This window comes from Enhydrobacter sp. (assembly GCF_030246845.1).
GTDB lineage: Bacteria > Pseudomonadota > Alphaproteobacteria > Reyranellales > Reyranellaceae > Reyranella.
On record NZ_CP126889.1, the window covers coordinates 2,827,207 to 2,847,390 of the forward strand.

Here is a 20,184-nt window from a genome sequence, read left to right on the forward strand (position 1 = left end):
GGTGCGGATTGATCTCGATCAATCGAGGTGAGCGTGGATGTGCCCGCGCGGTTGACTTGGGTCAAAGTCGCGACCCGATCCGGGCGGCTTACATGAGACCGCCATGCAAATTGCGATGCCATGCAGTTGCGCGCGATCGTGAACACCCCCAGCGTCTTCTGGACACAGGACGAAGCGGCTCTGTGCGCGTCGTTGGCGTGTGGCGTTGGCGGCCTCGACAGTATCGAGGCGGAACGGCGTATCGCGCAATTCGGCCCGAACAGCGATGTTACCGGCAAACGTGTCGGGGTGCTTTCAGCGGCACTCCGACGCCTCCTCGAACCGCTCTGCCTGATCCTGCTCGTGGCGGCGGGGGTCTCCATCGCAACGGGCGATGAAGCGGGCGGCACGATCATCGTCGCGATCCTGGTGTTCTCGATCGGCCTCGACACCTTTCAGGAAGGCCGCGCCGCGAAGGCAGCAGAGTTGCTGCGCCAGTCGGTGGCGTTGAAGGCGGAGGTAAAGCGCGACGGTATTTTCAGGACCGTTCCGGTCGAGTCGGTGGTGCCGGGCGACATCGTGCGGGTGCGCGCCGGCGATATCGTTCCGGCGGACGGACGGATACTGCAAGCCATCGGCTTCACCGCCAACGAGGCCGCCTTGACGGGCGAGCCTTATCCCGTGGAGAAGCGGCCTGGCGCCGTGGATTCACACAATGCAGCGGATGCATCCAACGCCCTGTTCCGCGGCGCCGTCGCCCAGACCGGAGAAGCGACCGCGTTGGTCGTTGCCACCGGAAGATCGACCTTGTTCGGCACAGCAGCCTTTGCACTCGCCGAGGCCGAGCAGGCATCGTCTTTCCAGCGCGACCTCCATGCGTTCGGGCTCATGGTGGCGCGCCTCATCATTGCTCTGATCGTGCTGATTCTCGCAGCGCATGTCCTGTTCGGCCGGCCGGTTCTTCAGTCGCTGATGTTCGCGGTCGCCTTGGCGGTTGGCCTGACGCCCGAGCTGCTACCGATGATCACCACAGTCACCCTGTCGCGAGGCGCCTTGCGCATGGCTCAACGCAAGGTGATCGTGAAGCGTCTGACATCGATTCACGATCTCGGGGCGATGACGGTGCTGTGCACCGACAAGACGGGAACGCTGACATCGGCCAGGATCACGCTGGCGCAAAGCCTCGACGGGGCCGGCAACCCGGATACCCGTCCAGTCCGCCTGGGCGGTATCTCGGCGGTGCTGGCCGGCGATCGCGGTGCGCTCGACGCGGCCCTGATCGCAGCCTGCGGCGATGTGGCAGGCTGGACCCTGATCGGCCGCCAGCCATTCGACTTCAACCGGCGCGTCGGCGCGGTGGTGGCCGACGGACCCGAGGGCAGGGTCCTGATCTGCAAGGGCGCCCCCGAGTCGGTATTGGCACTCTGCAACAGCACTCGTGCGTCGGGGCGTGTATCGACCCTGGGCGCCACCGAACGGGCGGCAGCATTGGCCCGCGTGCAGATGTTGGCGGATCAGGGGTTGCGCGCTGTCGCGGTGGCGACGCGGCCGTGGAACGGCCAGCCGCATGATCCACAGCCGGCCGACGAAGCCGAGCTGGTCTACCAGGGGCTTTGTGTGTTCTCCGATCCGCCGAAGGCGACGTCGGCTGCAGCGATCGCCCGCCTCGCGGCCTGCGGGGTGCAGGTGAAGATCTTGTCCGGCGACGATCCGGTCGTGGTCAAACGGTTGGCGGGCCAGGTGGGATTGAATGTGCCGACCGTGTTGATGGGCGCCGAGGTTGGCCGGTTGGACGACCAGGCCCTCGCCTTGCGGGCGCGGACGGTACACGCCTTCGGCCGGCTTACGCCCGATCAGAAGGCGCGCTTGGTGAGAGCGCTTCGGACATCGGGCGACATCGTGGGCTATCTGGGCGACGGCATAAACGACGCGCCTGCCTTGAAGGCCGCGGATGTCGGCCTTTCGGTCGAAGGCGCCACCGGCGTCGCCCAGGCGGCGGCCGACATGATTCTGCTGGCGCCCGATCTCGAAGTCGTCGCAGACGGGGTCGAGGAGGGCCGACGGACCTTCGTCAACATTCTGAAGTATGTGCGCATGGGGGCGAGCTCGAACTTCGGCAATATGCTGTCGATGGCAGCGGCCTCGCTGTTCCTGCCATTCCTGCCGATGTTGCCGATCCAGATCCTGCTCAACAACCTGATCTACGATGTTTCCGAGATCGGCATTCCCTTCGACACGGTGCGGCGAGAAGCGATCGCGGAGCCCCAGATCTGGGACGGTGCCGCCTTGTTGCGCTTCACCCTTGTCATGGGGCCCCTGTCGTCGGCATTCGATCTTTTGACCTTCGCCGCCCTGCGGCTGATATTTGATGCCGACCCCGATACCTTTCGCACGGCATGGTTCGTGGAATCGATGGCGACCCAGATTCTGGTGATCTTTCTCATCCGGACCAATGGATGGCCGTGGAACAATCGTCCTCATCCCTTGCTGACCGTCTCGTCGCTCGGCGCATTGACGGTCGCGATGATCCTGCCGTTCTCGACCCCGGGGGCCTGGTTCGGCTTTGCTCCGCTGTCGCTGCCGCTCGCCGCCTGCATCGGACTGCTGGTGGCGATATACCTCGCCGCGGCGGAAGTCCTGAAGCGTCTGGCCGTTCGTCCTCGCCCGCCCGGGCGCTTCGGCGCCTGAGCGGTGTTCCCGCGGCGCCTCGGGCATCAGACCGCGGCCAGTCGGCGCGCCAATGGCTTGAGAGAGAACAGGATGACGGCAAGCAGGCCGATCGCGAGCGCGATCAGGCCCAGGTCGTCGGCGTGGATCGGACCGAAGCCGAACAGTTGGCGCGCTGGTTGCCAGCTCACCGAGAGGGCCAGCAGAGACAACGCGGCCGCCGTTATCCCCAGCAGCACGTGGTTCCGTCCAAGCAGGAAGTCCATGGAAAATCCGCGATATGACCGGTTGACGAATATCAGGGCGAGATTGGCAAGAACGAGCGTGAAGAACGAGAGGGACCGGACATCCTCGGCCGGGAGTCCGGCTTGCGCGGTCAAAAGGAAGACCGCTGAAACGGCAGCCAGGGCCAGAGTTCCCTGAAGGGTGCTCCAGATGATCATCGCAGGCGAGAAAAGCTCGGCGTTGCGCGGACGTGGCGGCCGTCGCATCAGATCCTTTTCCTCCCTTTCCGCCTCGAAGACGATCGAGCAGGCCGGATCGATGATCATTTCGATGAAGGCGATGTGGAGCGGATGGAGCACCATTGGCAATCCGGTCAGCAGCGGCAGAAGCGCCATGCCCGCAATCGGGATATGGACCGCGACGATATAGGCCATCGCCTTGCGCAAATTATCATAAATGCGCCGGCCCAGCCGAATCGCCCGCACGATCGAACCGAAGTCGTCGTCCAGCAGGACGATCGAGGATGCCTCGCGGGCCACGTCCGAACCGCGTCCGCCCATGGCGATGCCGATATCCGCGGCCTTGAGGCTCGGCGCGTCATTCACCCCGTCGCCCGTCATCGCCACGACCTCGCCATTGGCCTGCAGCGCCCTTACGATGCGGAGCTTCTGCTCCGGCAGCACGCGCGCAAAGATCCCGGCCTCCTCGACGCGCAGTGCAAGTGCGCTGTCGGTCAGGTTGGCGATGTCGAACCCTGAAACGACGACATCGTGATCGAGTCCGGCCAGCTTCCCGATGGCCCTTGCGGTCGCGGGATAGTCTCCCGTGATCATGATCACGCGGATGCCGGCCGCGCGACATTGCGCGATGGCATCGGGAACGCTCTCGCGCAGCGGGTCGGCAAGCCCGATCAATCCGACCCACGAGAACGCGAAGCGCTCCGGCCGTTCGGGCAGCGCCTGCGAGCCATGCCGCGCCGTTGCCACGGCGAGGACCCGAATGCCCTGCGCGGCCAGCGACTCGACCGTGTCGCGGATGCGGGCGACAGTCTTTCCCTTCAGTCCGCACAGACTGATGATCGCCTCCGGCGCGCCTTTGGCCGCCACCGCGAGATCGCTGTCGCCGGGCACCTGCCAGACCTGGGTGACGGCGAGAAGCTCGGGCGTGAGGGCATAGCGCCGGACCAGAATCGCGCCGGTCGCCATCGCATCGGTTGCCGCCGCCGTCATGATCGCTCGATCCATGGGGTCGACAGCTTCTGGCGCGCTGGCCATGGCCGCGATGCGCAACACCGACCGGGCCTCGCTGGGCATGTCGCTGCCGGATACGCGCGATCGTTCGACAACGGCGTCGCCGGCAGCCAGCGCGACGACCGACATGCGGTTTTCGGTCAGCGTGCCTGTCTTGTCGGTGCACAGCACGGTCGCCGACCCCAGGGCTTCTATGGCGGCGGACCGACGGGTCAACACGCGCGCCTTGGATATGCGCCAGGCACCCATGGTCATGAACACGGTCAGGACGAGTGGGAACTCCTCGGGCAGCAGCGACATGCCGAGCGCAATGCCGGCCAGGCTTGCGTCCAGCCACGAGCCCCGTATGAATCCGTAGAAGCCGACCGTGATGGCGCAGGCGCCGAGGCCGACCGCCGCGAAGATCCGCACCAGGCTTCGTGTCTGGGCCGCGAGTCGCGGGGCCGCGGTATCGATGCCCGCGAGCGCCTTGCCGATACGACCGATTTCCGCCCGTAGGCCGGTTGCCTGGACTTCCGCAATGCCCACGCCTCGTACGATCAGCGTGCCCGAATAAAGGCTGGGCAGGCCGTCTCCCCCTGGCGGACCGACAATTTCCTCGGGCGAGCGGCGAGCCCGTTTTCCGACCGCGACCGATTCGCCGGTCAGAAGCGACTCGTCCACCAGGAGATCCGTAGCCTCGAGCAGAATGGCGTCAGCCAGAACCCGGTCGCCTTCGGCGACAATCACGAGATCGCCGCGGACGACCTCGCGTCCGGGGATCCGCTTGCGTTGCCCTTGTCGGATCACGAGAGCTCGCGGGCTCGTCATCGCTCGCAATGCCTCGAGCACGCGCTCGCTGCGGGTCTCCTGCACGACCGAGATCGTCACCGAGAGCGAAGCGAAAAGCAGCAGAACGGCTCCCTCCACGATGTCGCCCAGCAGGAGATAGACGACGGCAGCGCCGATCAGCAGGGCGAACATGGGCTCGCGCAGGACTTCGGCCGCGATGTGCAGGGCGGTGCGTCGCGTCCCGGCTGGCAGCTCGTTCGCCCCTTCGGCGGCCAGTCGCCGCCGAGCGTCGCTTTCGTCAAGGCCCCGCAACATGCATGCTTCGTCGATTGGGAGGGACTCTGCTCTTCATGTAGATGTAGATGTATATGCGACCGCCTTTCGTCGGTTGACTTGCATCAAGGCTGCACAGGGAAACCTCCTGTTCTGTGTGCCCGTCGTCGGCTCACGACGAATGCCTGGACCAACTGGCGGTGGGAAAAATGTCGTTTCGAGACGTCCTTGTCGTGCTTCGAGCCTATCCGGCAACGACCCCGGCCCCGGCGGTCGAACACGCGGCCGCCATGGCGGTCGCGCTCAAGTGCCGCCTATCGGTCATTGCCTGTGGGATCAAGCCTCATCTGCCGGGCAATATTCTGGGCAACGCGATCTTCAATGTCTCCGCCCTGGTCGCTGAAGAAGGCAGGAAGAGCGTCGATGACGCCCGAAGGTTGCTCGCGGAGTTCGAGAAACTGGTCGGGCGGCATGACGTTGCCTGCAGGCGAATTCTGGAAACATGTCGATCTTCCGATGTCCCCGCCGCCCTGGTCGACCATGCCAGGCTTCGTGACCTGACGATCTTGCCGATGCCCAAGGGCCCGTACGTCTCGCAGCTCGACGCGCAATGGTATGCGGAGACGATGATTTTCGATTCGGGCCACCCCGTCATCGTCCTGCCGCAGGATCGAGAGAACGCCGAGCCTGTCGCGTTCGATACCGTGATGGTCGCCTGGGACAAGGGCCGCGCGGCTTCGAGGGCCATCGCCGACGCCATGCCGATCTTGCGGCTGGCAAAGCGCACCTATGTTCTGACAGTCCTCGGCGAAAAGCCCATCGCGTCGCGGAGGTCCGGCAGGGAGCTTGCCGAACATCTGGCGGTGCATGGCGTCGATGTCAGCCTGAAGGAGGTGGACGCCGCCGGCCGGACGATCGGCAAGGTGCTCGAGGACGAGGTGAAAGCAAGCCGCGTGGATCTGCTCGTCATGGGCGCCTACGGACGCTCACGGCTGAAGGAGTTCATTCTGGGTGGGGCGACCAAGAGCATGCTCACCGATCCTCCTACGAGCCTGTTCATGTCGCACTGACGGGTCGGCAGCCGGCCTCGAGAGCGCTATTCCGCCGCCTCGGATGTCGGTTGCGCAGCGCCGGTCCACCGTGTCACGAAACGCGGGAGAACCGGGGCTGCCTTGACGAGAAAGTCCCACGCCATCAGGAGCGCCGCCGCGGCAAACACCACATCGCCCGGCAACCGCAGCCACTGCCAGACGAGGGTCGTGTCGTAGAAGGTGACGCTGCGCGCATAAGCGAGGCCGTGCTCGTAGACGGCGGCAAGCTGCGGCCAGCCGATCGGGAAGAAGTTCAGCAGGATCCAGAGGACCAGTCCGGCATTGTAGAGCCAGAACGCCCACAGCCCGATCCGCTCGCCGAACGGCCTGCGTTCGGCCGCGATGTAGCGCAGGCAGAAGTAGATCAGGCCGATCGCCAGCAGGCCGAAGGCGCCGAACAGCGCGGTATGCGCGTGGTTCAGCGTCAGGAAGGTGCCGTGCTCGTAGTAGTTGATGAGCGGCGCATTCAACGTGCCGCCGCCGAACACGCCCGCGCCCACGAAGTTTCAGAAAGCGGCGCCGATGATGTAGATATAGGCCAGCCGGTAGTTGAAAGCCTCATGGGCGCGGATCAGCCGGTAGTGCTGGATCGCCTCGATGATCAGCAGCACCAGCGGCAGGACCTCGATGAAGGAGAACATGCTGCCGAGCGGCACCCACATGCTCGGCCCGCCGGCCCAGTAGAGATGGTGCCCGGTGCCGAGGACGCCTCCGAGGAAGATCAGGATCAGCTCGAAATAGACGGCGCGCTCGGCGAGGCGGCGCGACACCAGCCCGACCGCCATCAGAAGATAGGCGCTCGTGCTGGCGGCAAAGAACTCGAACGACTGCTCGACCCAGAGATGGACCACCCACCAGCGCCAGAAGTCGGTGATGGTGAACGACTTCTCGATGCCGGTGAGCGGGATCATGCCGAACACGTAGAGGATGGCGATGTTGAGCGTGGCGGCCCAGATCAGGTTCTCGAGCCTGATGCGGCCCGACCAGAACTGGCGCGTTGCCTGCCGCAGCGCCACCGCAGTCGGCCACAGGGCACGAAACATCAGGCCGCTCCACAGCAGCAGGCCCACGAAGAAGCCGATCTGCCAGAATCGTCCGAGCTGGATGTAGGACAGGCCCTGGTTGCCGAACCAGAACCAGCCTTCCCGCAGGTATCCCATGATGCCGAGCCAGTCGCCGACAAGGGCGCCGGCCACGATCACGAGCGTTACCCAGAACAGCAGGTCGACCAGCACCCCCTGACCGCGCGCCTCGCGGCCGCCGGCGATCGCGGGCGCCAGAAACAGGCCTGCGCCGATCCAGCCGACGCCAATCCAGATGATCGGCGCCTGGATGTGGACGTCGCGCAGGAAATTGAACGGCAAGATGTTGTGCAGGTCGAGGCCGTAGAAGCTGCGGCGATCGTAGTAGGCATGCGCCATGATGGTTCCGGCCGCGATCTGCAGCAGCAGCACCGCGGCAACCACCAGGAAATACTTCCCGACCTTGATCTGGCTCGGCGTCAGGGGACGGAAGCCGGCCAGCGGCGCTTCCATCGGCGCGTCGTCGGCGACGTTGAGCCAGTATTCGTAGATGAACAGGACGCCGCCGAAGGCGAGGAAGGTGAAGCAGAAGCTGGCCCAGGTCCAGATGAACGTGCTGGTCGTGGGTGTGTTGCCGACCTCGGGCTCGTACGGCCAGTTCTCGGTCCACGACCAGGTCGTGTCGGGCCGGCGGGCCACGGTCGTCAGGGCGGAGTAGATCAGGAAGTCGACGGTGTTGCGCGCCTCAGCCTCGTCGAGGCTGTAGGCCGGCGTCCAGCCCGTCGTGAGGTCGACCGTGCCGAGATCCTTCGCCATGGTCTCCCCGAGCGCCGTGATCGCCTCGGCCAGCGCGTCGGGGACGACCACCGCGTCCCTGGTGAGATCGATGCCCTGCAGCTCCTTGCGCATGGCGTCGCGCACGGCCGATTGCTCGTCGTCGGGAAGCGATGCGAAGGGCTTGCCGAAGCGGTTGCAGGCAATGTTGTCCTCCGTCAGGCGAGCCAGGCGAATCAGCGTGAACGCCGTGTAGTCCTGCCCGAAATAGGAGCCCATGCCATAGAGGCTGCCGTAGTCCATGAGGTCGGCCTTCTGGAAGCCGGCCTTGCCTGCGACGACGTCATGGTCGGTGAAGAGGGTCTCGCCGGCGGCCGTCGTGAACCTGTTGGGCTGCGGTGCCGCGCGTTCGTAGGTGAGCACGGTTGCCCAGGCGAACAGGGCAAAGCAGAGAACCGCCGTGGCGAGCAGGATCCACTTGAGGACGTTGCTGACCGGGTCCTCCGATACGGCTGTGGCCGCTGCTGCCGCACGCGCCATCGAGCTCTCCCCCTTGAGGCGACTCTCTTTGGCCGAACGCGCACGGCGCGAGCGGCGGTGCACAGCCAATGCCCTGCACTCGCTCTGCGGTCGGAGCGGCCGGCGAGGTACCCGCCGGGACATCCGATGGATTTCAGTTGGATCGGGGCCCTGCGGTTCCCCGAGGGCTCGGCCGCTTGGGCAGGCAGAGCAGAGGGGCAAAGAGCCCGGTGAAACCCAGGAATGCTGCGGCCCAGGCAAAGGCCGCGACGTGAAGGAGTGCCATGCTCCAGCCCGGCAGGACCGCCGCGGCAATGCGCACGACCGCGGCAATCGCGACGAGAGCGTACACGACCTGGAGGCCTGGCGTGGCGGACAGCGGACGGCCGGTGTGGCCGAGGGTCGCGCGGCTCATGACCGCCAACGTCATGATACCGATGGCGCCTACGGTCCAGGCGTGGATGCCGGCACTCGGCGCGATGCCGCCGATCGCGGCGAGGGCGCCCAGCAGGAAGCCAAGGGGCACGAAGGCAAACCCCACGTGCAGGATCAGGACGAGGCGATCGGCCATCGTGCGATCGCCCGCCCAGCGCGCGAGCCGGGCTGCGTTCGCGATACCCGCTGCGGCGAGGATTGCGGCGATTGCTCGCCCGTCGAACCGGGCCGCCCACAGGAGCAGGCTTGCGGCGCTCAGCACCATGCAGGCGATGTCGAAGCGATCCAACGGCGCCGGCAGACGGCCGGGCTCCTGCCGCACCAGCCAGTTCCGGGTGAAGCTCGGTACGATGCGCCCGCCCACGATCATGATGAGGAAGATGACGAGACCTATGCCGACGCGCGTGGCATAGGATGCGATGCCCTCGACATGCGCCTCGAGATGGAAGGCGAGGTTGGTCACCGCCAGCAACGCGAGCATCACCACGATCTTGAGGTTGCGCCAGTTCTTGCCAGCGAAGATCTCCCGTGCGACGGCAGCGGCCATCAGCGTCAGGAAGGCGACGTCGACCAGCGCGGCGGCAAGCCATCCGATCTCGGCCGAAAGAGCGACCGCAATGCGCCCGGCGAGCCAGACCAGGACCAGCACGAGCAAAGGCCCGCCCTGAAGCGGCAGGCGACCGGTCCAGTTGGGAATCGCCGTCAGCAGGAAGCCGGCGATGATCGCCGCCACGTAGCCGAACAGCATCTCGTGCACGTGCCAGTCGAGGGCGGAGAAGGCTGTCCTGATCGACAGTTCGCCGTAGAACATCGGCAGCCACGCCAGCACTTCCAGCCCGGCATAGGCCGACCCCAGCAGAAAAAACGGTCGGAATCCGTAGGAAAGCAGCGCAGGCCCCGAATAGGCTCGCAGGCGGGGAATCTGGGCCATGCCGAACTACCGATATCCGATGCCCATGACATAATCCCGCAGCAGCCCTTCCTCGTACTCCGATCCTTCCAGAAGGACGAGCAGGGCATCGCGCGCATTGACCACACCCATCGGCCTGAATCCCTCGTCGACGATGGGGACATGCAGCAGGTTGCGCTCCTTCATGATGGACCAGACGTCGTGAAGGAGATCACCGGGGCGGCAATAGGTGACGTCTCTGGTCATCACCTCCGCGACGGGCGCGGTGCAACCGCTCCCGCTGCAATGGGAGAGCTGGCGCACGATGTCGGTCTTGGTAACGACGCCCGTCATGGCCCCCCTCTTGTCGTGCGCGATGACAAGGTTGGTGTGCCGATCATTGAGCAGCCTGGCCGCCGTCGTCAGCAGGGCATCCTCGTCGATCATGACGAGACGTTCACGCGCCACGGGCAGCATTTTTTCAACGAGGATCATCAGATCAGCTCCCGCGTCGCAATCATCTTCTTGATCGAGGCAATGGCCTTGCCGGGATTGAGCCCTTTCGGGCACGTCCGCGTGCAGTTCAGGATGGTGTGGCAGCGGTAGAGGCGGAATGCGTCCTCCAGTTCGTCCAGTCTCTCGCCGGCGGCCTCGTCGCGGCTGTCGGCCAGCCAGCGCCAAGCCTGGAGAAGGACAGCCGGGCCAAGGAACCTGTCGCCCGTCCACCAATGGCTCGGGCAGCCCGACGTGCAGCAGAAGCACAGGATGCACTCGTAGAAGCCGTCGAGCCGGCGTCGCTCCTCGGGCGACTGGAGGCGCTCCCTCGACGGGGCCGGCGTCGTGGTACGAAGCCAGGGGCCGATCGTCTCGTACTGCGCGAGCACGTGGGTGAGGTCGGGGACGAGGTCCTTGACGATCCGCATGTTCGTGAGCGGAAGGATCGAAGCCGGCGTTCCCGTCTCGGAGATGAACCGTGTGCAGGCCAGCCAGTTCGTGCCGTCGATGTTCATGGCGCACGAGCCGCAGACGCCTTCGCGGCACGACCGGCGAAAAGTCAGCGTCGAATCGATCGTGTTCTTGATCCAGATCAGGGCGTCGAGCACCATCGGGCCGCATTCATCGAGATCTACGGCAAAAGTGTCGAGGCGCGGATTCCGGCCGGAATCGGGATCGTAGCGATAGATCTCGAATGTTTTCACCCGGCTGGCGCTCGCCGGCGCGGGCCATGTGCGTCCTCGCTCGATGCGTGACCGCGGCTCGACGTCGAAGTTTCTCGGCACCGGAAATCGCTTCAGGAACGTCGTCCGCGGAATTTGATTCGAGGAGCGGATGATCACTGGAGTTCTCCGTCACCAAGACCACGATCCGGGAATGGAGCGCGTTGCTGCCAATGCTTACAACTCGATTTTTCACGAGCGCGACAGAATGGCGCTCTCCGCCATATCGAGCCCGTTCTCCTTGGGGGCTCGCTGCCGCGACCTACATCTGAACGACAGTGCAGGAAGAGTCCCATGACGATGCGCATCAGGAAGAAGCCGCACAAGCATCCTCGAGCGACAACCGCTCATCTCGATCGCCTGCTCGATGAGGCGCTGCGGGAGACATTTCCGGCGAGCGATCCTGTGGCGATCGCCATTGATATTGGCTTCTCCCGGCACAGGACAGCCGACGCGCCGATGAGGCGTGGCCGCAAACCCGGGCGGTACCGGCCAAGCGATCCGTGACCAGAGCCGCCGCGCTCGACCGCGGAGATGATGTGGGCCCGATCTAACGGCGCCGCTCGGTGCGGATAGGGTTGTCAGTCGAGGTGGGCACGGTCTGGTGGAGGACAATCGATCCGCCAGCACGTCGCAGGGGCTGGTCGTCGTCCGACAACACGCGTTCGGCCGCACCCTCGATATCGTCGTACTGGCCGCTGGAAAGGGCCCACATGAAGGCGGCGAGGCCTATGACGCCCAATATCAGGGCGACCGGGACGAGGAAAAGGAAATCGGCCATTACGCAGCGCCCCTGGCGAGCCTGACAGAAGTTGCGTGTCGGTGCGGTCGGTCGGGCGGCAGACGAGCGAGCCGCAGGGCATTGGCGACGACGATCAACGACGACAGCGACATGGCGATGGCGGCGACGAGCGGCGTCACGAGGCCCAGGACGGCGATCGGGATCGCGAACAGATTGTAGACGATCGCAAGAACGAGATTCTGGCGCACCAACATGCCGCTCGAGCGTGCGATCCGGATCGCGTCGGGCACGGCCTGGAGGGTCTTGTGGAGAAAGACCAGGTCGGCGGCACTGCGGCCGATGTCGGCGGCGGTGGCGGGCGCCATGGAGGCGTGAGCCGCCGCAAGGGCTGGTGCATCGTTGATCCCGTCACCCACCATCAGGACCTTGTGCCCGCTTGCCTCGAGGGCGGCGATGCGGGTGACCTTTTCGGATGGGGCGACATTCGCACGGAAAGGAATGTCGAGTTTGCCGGCGATCTGTCCCACGGCTTCATCCCGGTCTCCCGACAGGATTTCCATCGGCAGGCCTGTGCCGCGCAGTGCGGCCACGGCCTGTTCCGCTTCGGGGCGGATCTGGTCGTCGAAGTGAAACGACGCGACGAGGCCTCCGTCCCGTGCAAGCACGACGCCGGCTGCGGGCACGTCGTCGTTCCTGTCCGCGCAAAGCGCCCAGGCCGGTCGTCCCAAGCGATAGATGCCGGTGTCAAGATGCGCCTCGAGACCGCAAGCCGGGTGTTCGGTGACATCCGCCGAGGTGATCGCGACCGACAGGGCAGGATCAATGGCCTGGGCCAATGCTCGGGAATAGGGATGGCTCGAATGGGCGGCGATCCCGGCCGCGATCCGCAAAGCCGAGGGAGCGACAGCGTCGCCATTCTTAAGGCGCGGTGTTCCGAGTGTCAGCGTTCCCGTCTTGTCGAACACGACGGTGTCGATCTCTGCAAGCCGCTCGAGTGCGCCGCCGTCCTTCAGCAGGATGCCGTGTTCGAAAAGGCGCCGCGCCGCGACGACCTGGACCATAGGAACGGCAAGGCCGAGCGCGCAGGGGCAAGTGATGATCAGGACGGCGATGGCGATCGTGGCCGCCCGATGCAGGTCGCCTGTCGACAGCAACCAGCCGACGAAAGTCAGCGCAGCAGCCAAATGGACGGCCGGCGCATAAAGTCGGGCCGCGCGATCGGCGATCCGCCGATAAGCCGCCCGGCCGGCCTCTGCCTGCTCCATCAATCGGATCATGTCGGCAAGGAACGAATCGCTTGCCGTCGCCGTCGCGACAATCGTCAAGGGGCCCCTGAGATTGAGCATGCCCGCTTGCAGCGCGGCGCCCTCCATCGCCGGACGTGGCACGCTTTCGCCGTTGACCAGCGAGCAATCGAGCTCGGAGTCTCCGCTGACCACCCGGGCATCGACCGGGACGCGCTCGCCGGCGGCCAGGAGGATGGTCATCCCCGGCTTCAGCTCATTGACCGGCAAATATGTTCGCGTGCCGTCCGATTCCAGGACGAAAGACCCGCGCGCCGCCAGGCGTGTAAGGCCCATGACCGCCTGACGGGCGCGCCCGCGCATCATGTGGTCTAGCGTACGGCCGATCAGCAGGAAGAAGAGAAGAGAGGCGGCGGCGTCGAAATAAGCGTGCGGCCCGTGATGGACGGTTTCATAGAGGCTCATGGCGAAAGCGGCGAGAACACCAATCGAGATGGGAACATCCATGTTGGTGCGCCCGCGTTCCAGCGCGCTCCACGCCGAGCGGAAGAAAATGCGCCCGGAATAAACAAGCGCGACGATACCAAGCAGCGCCGACAGCCAATGGAAAAGGTCGCGCGTGACGACGTCGGCCCCGGACCATACCGCGACCGACAGCATCATGATATTGGCGGCCGCGAAGCCCGCGACCGCGAGCGCGCGCACGAGTTCGCGAAGCGCGCCATCCTCGCGGTCGTCCGCGATATCGTGGAGATGGGACGGATAGCCGAGCTGGGCGAGGATCGCGGTAAAGGGGGGCGGCGCGCCGCCCTCATGCCATCGGATGGTCACCCGCTTGGTCGACAGGTTCACCCTGGCCATTTCGACGCCCGGCAGCCTGCCGAGTGCCTGCTCGATCCTCTGAATGCAGGCGCCGCAATGGATGGTCGGCACCGACAACTCGGTCTGCCGCACGCCGGGACCGACGGTCCGGCTGGCCAGCAACACCTCGTCGGCACGACTCGCCGGCTCCGCCGTCGGGGAGGTGCGTGCGGCCGCGTTCATGTCGCGGCGGCAGGCCTCAGCGCCCGGTAGGCATGCCACGTTCCGTGCCCCAAGACGGGAAAGACGACGATCAACCCGATCAGGCCGGTGACGAGGCTCAGCAGGAAGAGCCCGAGCACGATTGCCCCCCAGGCCAGCATCGGCCGCAGATTCTGCCCGACAACCGCCACGCTCGTGCCCATGGCGCTGAGCGCATCGACACGTTCCTCCAGCAGCATCGGGATCGAGTAGGCGCTGATGGCGAATGACAGTGCCGCAAACAGCGCACCGACCAGCGTGCCGACGATCAGCATCGCCCAGCCGGTCCACGTCAAGAACAGCATCGACGAGATATGGGACAGGCCGGCAAACGGCCGCAGCCCGAAGAACAGCGCATAGACGATGACCGCGGCCCGCATCCAGAGCAGCATCAGCAGGCACAGGAGCACACCGGTGAAAAGAATCTGGGCGCCGGATCGCGGGCGCACGAAGATCATCCGTGACAAGCTGATCGGTGCGCCCGCGGCGATCCGTCGGCTCTTCTCGTAGAGGCCGATCGCGATGATGGGGCCGACCACCATGAAGCCGGCAAGCGCGGGAAACAGGATGTAGTCCAGCCCGAATCGGTACAGGCCTCCGACAATGAGCAGCGAGACCAGAAAGACGAGCATGCCATAGGCGAGGCTGGTCGTGGAATGCACCCGGAAGTCCTTCCACCCTTCGAGAAGCCAGCCTGCGGCCGCGCCCGCCGGCAGGTTGCGGCTCCACCGACGGTCGCGGGGCAACGGCGGCAGGACCGCCGGAATGATCACAGGCCGATCTTGCTGCCTCATCTTGCCTCCACTCGGCCCGTCGCCGGCGTGCAGGACGATTGCGCCGCGCTGTACAGGCCTTTCGTTCCATCGCCGTCGCCGGCACGCAGATGCGTGACGCAGTCCGGTTGGGACGTCACCGCGACGCTCACCAGGTGCCAGTTGGCGACGCCGACGATCACCAGTCCAACGGCAATCATGAGCCACATCCCGAGGTAGCGTCTGGTTGTCGTCGTGCTCATGGCGCAGTCTTGCGCAGGTCGATGAGGTATAGGGCGAGGATCTTGCGGTCGGTGGGCGACAGCCGGGCTTCCCAGGTCGGCATGTGACCCTGCCGTCCGCCCCATATCGTCGTATAAACCGATGCCGCGTCACCGCCGTAGATCCAGACCGCATCCGTAAGATCGGGAGCCCCGACGTCGGTCTTGCCTCTGGCATCGTCGCCATGACACGACGCGCAATTGCTGGCGAACAGCGCCTTGCCGGAGGAGACCTTGCCGGCGGGCACGTCCGACGCAGCACTCTTCGAGAGGCTGAGCACGTAGGCGAGAACATTCTCCATGTCCGGGCGCTCGAGTATTCGATCTCGTCCGAACGCGGGCATTTGCGACACGCGGCTGTCCGGATGGCTGGAATTGATGCCAACGCGAATGGTCTCGGCCATCGCCTCGGGCGAGCCGCCCCACAGCCACGCGTTCGTGGTCAGATTCGGAAAGCCTTTCCCGCCCTTTGCCTCGCGCCCATGGCAGGCCGCGCAGTTGTCGCCGAACAGGGTTCGGCCGGTCGTGCGGACCATCTCCATCAACTGCGGATCGGCCTGGATTCGGGCATAACTTTCCTTCTCGATCAGATTCGTCCAGGTCGCGCGATCGAGCGCCGCCTGCTTCAGCGACTCGCTGACGGCGGCGCGCTGATCGGCGCCCAGAATGCCCTTGGTGAAGGTCGTGCCGAGCGGCCAGGTCGGCATCAGCACCCAGTACCCCAGGGAAAACAGCACGGTCGAGATCAGGAAAAAGAAAATGACGCGTGGAACGGGGGTGTTCAGCTCGGTGATGCCGTTCCACTCGTGCCCTGTCGTGAGATACCCGGTATGGGAGTCGCGTTCGTCTTTCGCCATTTTACTTTGCGCCTTCGCTGGGCCTGCCCTCGTCGTTCAGGATCGCCCTCGCAGCCCGCTCGAACCGCTTCTTGTTCGAAGGCCAGTAGACATAGACGAGGACGGCGGCGGAAAGGCCGATCAGATAGAAAAGCCCGACCGACTTGGAAAGCCATAGCAGAGTGTCGTGCTCGACGGTCACGATCATTCCCCTGCCGCAGGAGCGGGCCGGCTTGCGACATCCGTAAGGCGGCCTAGGATTTGCAGATAGGCGACCAGAGCGTCCATCTCCGTAAGCTCGGCCGGATTGCCGTCGAAGGCCCGCACCGTCGTCGCCTCGCCATAGCGCCCGGTCACGCCCTCGGCGAGCGGCGAGTCGGGCGCGGACTGCGCGTAGGCGTCGGCGGCCGCATTCGCGATCATGTCGTCGGTATAGGGCACGCCGACGGCGCGCTGCGCCCTCAGGTGGGAGCCGAGGTCGCCGGTCCGCAGCGCTGTTCCCAATAGCCAAGTGTAACGTGGCATGACGGACTCCGGCACCACGTCGCGCGGGTTTACGAGATGGGCGACGTGCCATTCGTCGGAGTATTTTCCGCCGATGCGCGCGAGATCCGGTCCCGTGCGCTTGGAGCCCCAGAGCATGGGATGGTCGTATTTCGATTCGACCGCGAGCGAGTAGGGGCCATACCGCTCGACCTCGTCGCGCAGGGTACGGATCATCTGCGAATGGCAGGCGTAGCAGCCTTCGCGCGTATAGATGTTCCGGCCCGCCAGCTCGAGCGGCGTGTAGAGCCGCATGTCGGGGGCGTCTTCGACGGTCTGATGGATCGTGAAGAGCGGTGCGATCTCGAAGATGCCGCCGATGCTGGCGACAAGGACGATGCTGAGAACGAGCCCGATGGTCCTGCGTTCCAGCCGATAGTGGAATCCGAACATGACCTCACTCTCCCGGCTGGAGGAGCGGTTGCTCCGCGAGCACCGGCTGGTCGGCTCCCGAGCGGACCGCGGCGCGGGGCGCGGTGCGGATGGTCATCCATACATTGTAGCAGCCGACCAGCGCGCCGATCAGGAACAGCAGGCCGCCGACGGTACGGGCGATGTAGTAGGGATGCATGGCGACCAGCGAGTCGACGAAGGTATAGGCGAGCGTGCCGCCGTCATTGTAGGTCCGCCACATCAGCCCCTGGATGATGCCGGAGTTCCACATCGCGAAGACGTAGACGATGGTCCCGGCGATCGCGAGCCAGAAGTGCACCTCGACGAGCTGGGGCGAATGCATGGTCGGCCGCTTCCACAGCCAGGGCACGGACGCATAGATCGCGCCGAAGGTGATCATCGACACCCATCCCAGGGTGCCGGCATGGACGTGGCCGATCGTCCAGTCGGTGTAGTGCGACAGGGAATTGACCGGCCGGATCGCCATGAACGAGCCCTCGAAGGTGGAGAGCCCGTAGAAGACCGCGGCGACCATCATGAAGCGCAACACGGCATCGTCGCGAACCTTGTGCCAGGCGCCGTTCAGGGTCATCAGCGCATTGCCGGCCGATACCCAGGATGGAACGAGTAGCATCACCGAGAAGGTCATGCCCAGAGACTGCACCCATTGCGGCAGCGCGGTGTAGTGCAGGTGGTGCGAGCCCGCCCACATGTAGAAGAAGGTGATGCCCCAGAAGCTGATGATCGACATCCGATAGGAATAGATCGGCCGACCGGCGCGCTTCGGCATGTAGTAGTAGAGCATGCCGAGGAAGCCGGAAGTCAGGAAGAAGGCGACGGCGTTGTGGCCGTACCACCATTGCGTCATCGCGTCCTGGACGCCGGAGAAGAGCGAGTAGCTCTTGGCGCTGCCGAAGGAGACCGGCACGGCGAGATTATTGACGATGTGCAGCATCGCCACGACCAGAATGAACGCCAGGTAGTACCAGTTCGCGACATAGATATGCGGTTCGTTGCGGCGTGCCAGCGTGCGCAGGTAAGTGACGAAATAGACCACCCAGACGACCACGAGCCAGATATCGGCATACCATTCGGGCTCCGCGTACTCCTTGGACTGCGTGATGCCCATCATGTAGCCGCTCACGGCGAGCACGCAGAAGAGATTGTAGCCGAACAGCACGAACAGCGGGCTGAGCTGATCGGGCAGCCGGGCCCGCGACGTGCGCTGCATGACGTAGAACGAGGTCGCGATCAGCGCATTGCCGCCGAAGCCGAAGATGACGCCGGTCGTGTGGACGGGGCGGATGCGCCCGAAGCTTGCCCAGCCGGCGTCGAAGGTGAGATCGGGCCAGGCCAGCAGCGCGGCCACCCACACGCCGAAGAACATCCCGACGGCGGCCCAGGCCATCGCGAGCACCAGACCGATCTTGCTCGGCTCGTCGTAGTAGTGATCGAGACGTCGCTCGTCCGGCTCCGGGGCGAAGTAGCCGGAAATCACCGCAAATGTCGCCGCGAGCGCGACAACCATTACGAGTGCACCGTGCCCGCCCAGCGGATCGTTCCGTCCCGCTCCCATCAGTGCCAGCCCGAGGGCGAACAGGACCAGAAGAATGACGAGCGCCGACAGTCGTTCGCTTCTGGTGAGAGTCGCAATCACTCGCATTGCCGTGACACCCCCGGTCCCGCGGAATCGTCGGCACCGGTCACCACGACAGCGACGCCGCGCGTTCGGCTTAACTAGAGGATAGAAAGAGGATCGCCATCGGCATTTAACGTCGCAGGAGTCAACAGAGAAAGGTTGACATATCGCTAAAAGATATAAGTAGTTTGAATGTTAAAGCGGCATCGCACGGTGCGTCGAGAAGGCGTCGACGCCGCCTCGCTCGTGAGCCGAGGCGTTGGCGATGGAAACTTGGGTGACTGATCGCATGGCAGGGATTCCGCTGCTGTTCCATCTGCTGCCATCAGGCTGCGTATGCATGGAGAGCAGCAAAGGCTACTGCCGTATCGAGGGCGGTTGCGTCGTGCGAAGCGCCCTGTGCAACGCGACGAGCGCATTTCTTGCCACGCTCGACGGACATACGCTTGCGGATCTGGTGAGGCCGAAGCGGACGCTTGGCCGATTGCTGGCGCTCGACCCCGGCCACACGTCGCGCGGTCGATCGGGGACAGCTAGGTGACCATCGAGAGCGTCGCCGGCCGTCTCGCTTCAGCGTCCGGCAGAGATTCGCTGCCGCCGCTGTCCCGAGCCTTGCCTTTGCCCGCTCGGGAGCGTCGAACGAGGACCATCTCGCCCACGATCGAGAGAGCGATTTCCTCGGCGGTGCGCGCACCGATCTCGATGCCGGCCGGCGCGCGAATCCGGCTGATCGCCTGCTGATCGAATCCCGCGTCGCGAAGATAGTCGAGCACGAGACCTGTCCGCTTTCGGCTGGCGATCAGCGCGATGTAGCCGACGTCACTGGCAAGCAAACGTTGCAGCGATTCGTGGTCGCCTCGGTGTTGGGTGGCGATGACGACAAAATCGCGCGCGTCCGGCTTGAGACTGTCGTAGTCGGCGGAATCGTCGACGATCACCCGCGAGGCATCCGGGTATCGATCGGCTCTGGCCATCGGATCGTTGACGATCACGTCGAACGACATCAAGGCGCCGAGATGGGACAGGCATTCCGCGATGCGCCCGTGCCCGAGAATCCACAGTGTCGGGCGAGGAACGACCGGCTCGACATAAACTCTCATGCTGCCTCCGCAGGGCATGCCGGCGCCGAGCACCTCGTCGTCGAGATCGATATCGATCACCCGCGGGGTTTCCGTTCCGAGACACTCGAGGACGGCGTGCGCCACGGCCGATTCTGCACAGCCGCCGCCTACCCATCCGGCGATCGCCGCTCCCTTCGCGTCGAACAGGGCCTTGGCGCCGGGCCGCGCCGACGTCGATCCTTGCGCCTCGACAACGATGGCGAGGGCGAAGGCACGCCGCGCGGCGATGAGCTCGGCCGTCATGCCCAGAACATCTGCCCTTTCGAATCGTCGCGCGCCTTCGCTCATTGCTGACACTTCCAAGAATGGTTGTCCTTATCTTGTGTGTCGTTGCACGTCGTACAAATGAAATTAATGCTCTATTCAGTGCAATATTTTTGTTGTGAACCTAGCCACAGCAATTGCCGTTGCGGAGGCCCTGCGCGCGGACGAGCCGCCGCGGGGCGAAAGAAAGTAGCC

Annotated in this window: 16 protein-coding genes and 2 pseudogenes; 3 read left to right on the forward strand and 15 right to left on the reverse strand. The window is 65.0% G+C overall.

Annotated elements, in window-relative coordinates:
- Positions 1 to 120: 120 nt before the first annotated feature.
- On the forward strand, positions 121 to 2,667 hold the full coding sequence (mgtA, locus tag OJF58_RS14200; RefSeq protein WP_300778300.1) for a magnesium-translocating P-type ATPase: 2,547 nt from the start codon (positions 121 to 123) through the stop codon (positions 2,665 to 2,667).
- Between the two features lie 26 nt (positions 2,668 to 2,693).
- On the opposite strand, the gene OJF58_RS14205 is transcribed toward mgtA, so the two are convergent.
- Positions 2,694 to 5,207, reverse strand: coding sequence for a cation-translocating P-type ATPase (locus OJF58_RS14205; protein WP_300778301.1), 2,514 nt, complete (start codon positions 5,205 to 5,207; stop codon positions 2,694 to 2,696).
- 248 nt (positions 5,208 to 5,455) lie between these two features.
- Between OJF58_RS14205 and OJF58_RS14210 the strand changes: the two genes are divergently transcribed.
- A complete protein-coding gene (locus OJF58_RS14210; RefSeq protein WP_300778303.1) occupies positions 5,456 to 6,235 on the forward strand; it encodes a universal stress protein in 780 nt (259 codons plus the stop codon).
- Between the two features lie 26 nt (positions 6,236 to 6,261).
- Here the strand turns inward: OJF58_RS14210 and OJF58_RS27145 are convergent.
- The 4 genes and pseudogenes from OJF58_RS27145 to OJF58_RS14230 form a co-directional block, all read right to left on the reverse strand.
- Positions 6,262 to 8,715, reverse strand: a pseudogene (locus tag OJF58_RS27145) (cbb3-type cytochrome c oxidase subunit I).
- 10 nt (positions 8,716 to 8,725) lie between these two features.
- Positions 8,726 to 9,937, reverse strand: a complete 1,212-nt coding sequence (locus OJF58_RS14220) for an NnrS family protein (RefSeq protein ID WP_300778305.1) — start codon at positions 9,935 to 9,937, stop codon at positions 8,726 to 8,728.
- A 6-nt stretch (positions 9,938 to 9,943) separates the two neighbouring features.
- Positions 9,944 to 10,390 (reverse strand): CBS domain-containing protein, encoded by a 447-nt coding sequence (locus OJF58_RS14225; protein ID WP_300778306.1) that lies wholly within the window; start codon positions 10,388 to 10,390, stop codon positions 9,944 to 9,946.
- A complete protein-coding gene (locus OJF58_RS14230) occupies positions 10,390 to 11,094 on the reverse strand; it encodes a succinate dehydrogenase iron-sulfur subunit (RefSeq protein ID WP_300778308.1) in 705 nt (234 codons plus the stop codon). The genes OJF58_RS14225 and OJF58_RS14230 overlap by 1 nt, the downstream gene beginning before the upstream one ends.
- 312 nt (positions 11,095 to 11,406) lie before the next feature.
- On the opposite strand from OJF58_RS14230, the gene OJF58_RS14235 reads away from it, so the two are divergent.
- Entirely contained in the window at positions 11,407 to 11,619 is a 213-nt protein-coding gene (locus OJF58_RS14235) for a hypothetical protein (protein WP_300778310.1), read from the forward strand.
- 43 nt (positions 11,620 to 11,662) lie between these two features.
- Here OJF58_RS14235 and ccoS read toward each other — a convergent pair whose 3' ends face one another.
- From ccoS to OJF58_RS27155, 10 genes and pseudogenes are all read right to left on the reverse strand, one after another.
- Entirely contained in the window at positions 11,663 to 11,893 is a 231-nt protein-coding gene (gene ccoS, locus OJF58_RS27150) for a cbb3-type cytochrome oxidase assembly protein CcoS (protein WP_366526770.1), read from the reverse strand.
- Positions 11,893 to 14,142, reverse strand: a complete 2,250-nt coding sequence (locus OJF58_RS14245) for a heavy metal translocating P-type ATPase (protein ID WP_300778311.1) — start codon at positions 14,140 to 14,142, stop codon at positions 11,893 to 11,895. The genes ccoS and OJF58_RS14245 overlap by 1 nt, the downstream gene beginning before the upstream one ends.
- Entirely contained in the window at positions 14,139 to 14,954 is an 816-nt protein-coding gene (locus tag OJF58_RS14250) for a DUF2189 domain-containing protein (protein ID WP_300778312.1), read from the reverse strand. The genes OJF58_RS14245 and OJF58_RS14250 overlap by 4 nt, the downstream gene beginning before the upstream one ends.
- Complete coding sequence (locus OJF58_RS14255; protein WP_366526771.1) at positions 14,951 to 15,133, reverse strand: hypothetical protein; 183 nt, start codon at positions 15,131 to 15,133, stop codon at positions 14,951 to 14,953. Before OJF58_RS14255 ends, OJF58_RS14250 begins: the two co-directional genes overlap by 4 nt.
- Before the next feature lie 38 nt (positions 15,134 to 15,171).
- A complete protein-coding gene (gene ccoP / locus OJF58_RS14260; RefSeq protein ID WP_300778316.1) occupies positions 15,172 to 16,050 on the reverse strand; it encodes a cytochrome-c oxidase, cbb3-type subunit III in 879 nt (292 codons plus the stop codon).
- A gap of 1 nt (position 16,051) precedes the next feature.
- Positions 16,052 to 16,231, reverse strand: coding sequence for a cbb3-type cytochrome c oxidase subunit 3 (locus tag OJF58_RS14265; RefSeq protein ID WP_300778318.1), 180 nt, complete (start codon positions 16,229 to 16,231; stop codon positions 16,052 to 16,054).
- A gap of 2 nt (positions 16,232 to 16,233) precedes the next feature.
- Positions 16,234 to 16,965 carry a cytochrome-c oxidase, cbb3-type subunit II gene (gene ccoO / locus OJF58_RS14270; RefSeq protein ID WP_300778320.1) on the reverse strand — a complete coding sequence of 244 codons (732 nt, stop codon included), beginning with the start codon at positions 16,963 to 16,965 and terminating at the stop codon, positions 16,234 to 16,236.
- Between the two features lie 4 nt (positions 16,966 to 16,969).
- Positions 16,970 to 18,622: a cytochrome-c oxidase, cbb3-type subunit I gene (gene ccoN / locus OJF58_RS14275; RefSeq protein ID WP_300778322.1), complete on the reverse strand. Its 1,653-nt coding sequence runs from the start codon at positions 18,620 to 18,622 to the stop codon at positions 16,970 to 16,972.
- Positions 18,623 to 19,137: 515 nt separating this feature from the next.
- Complete coding sequence (locus OJF58_RS14280; protein WP_300778324.1) at positions 19,138 to 19,764, reverse strand: XdhC family protein; 627 nt, start codon at positions 19,762 to 19,764, stop codon at positions 19,138 to 19,140.
- A pseudogene (locus OJF58_RS27155) lies at positions 19,765 to 20,013 on the reverse strand (XdhC family protein); the annotation flags it as partial. It abuts the gene before it with no gap.
- Positions 20,014 to 20,184: the final 171 nt, after the last annotated feature.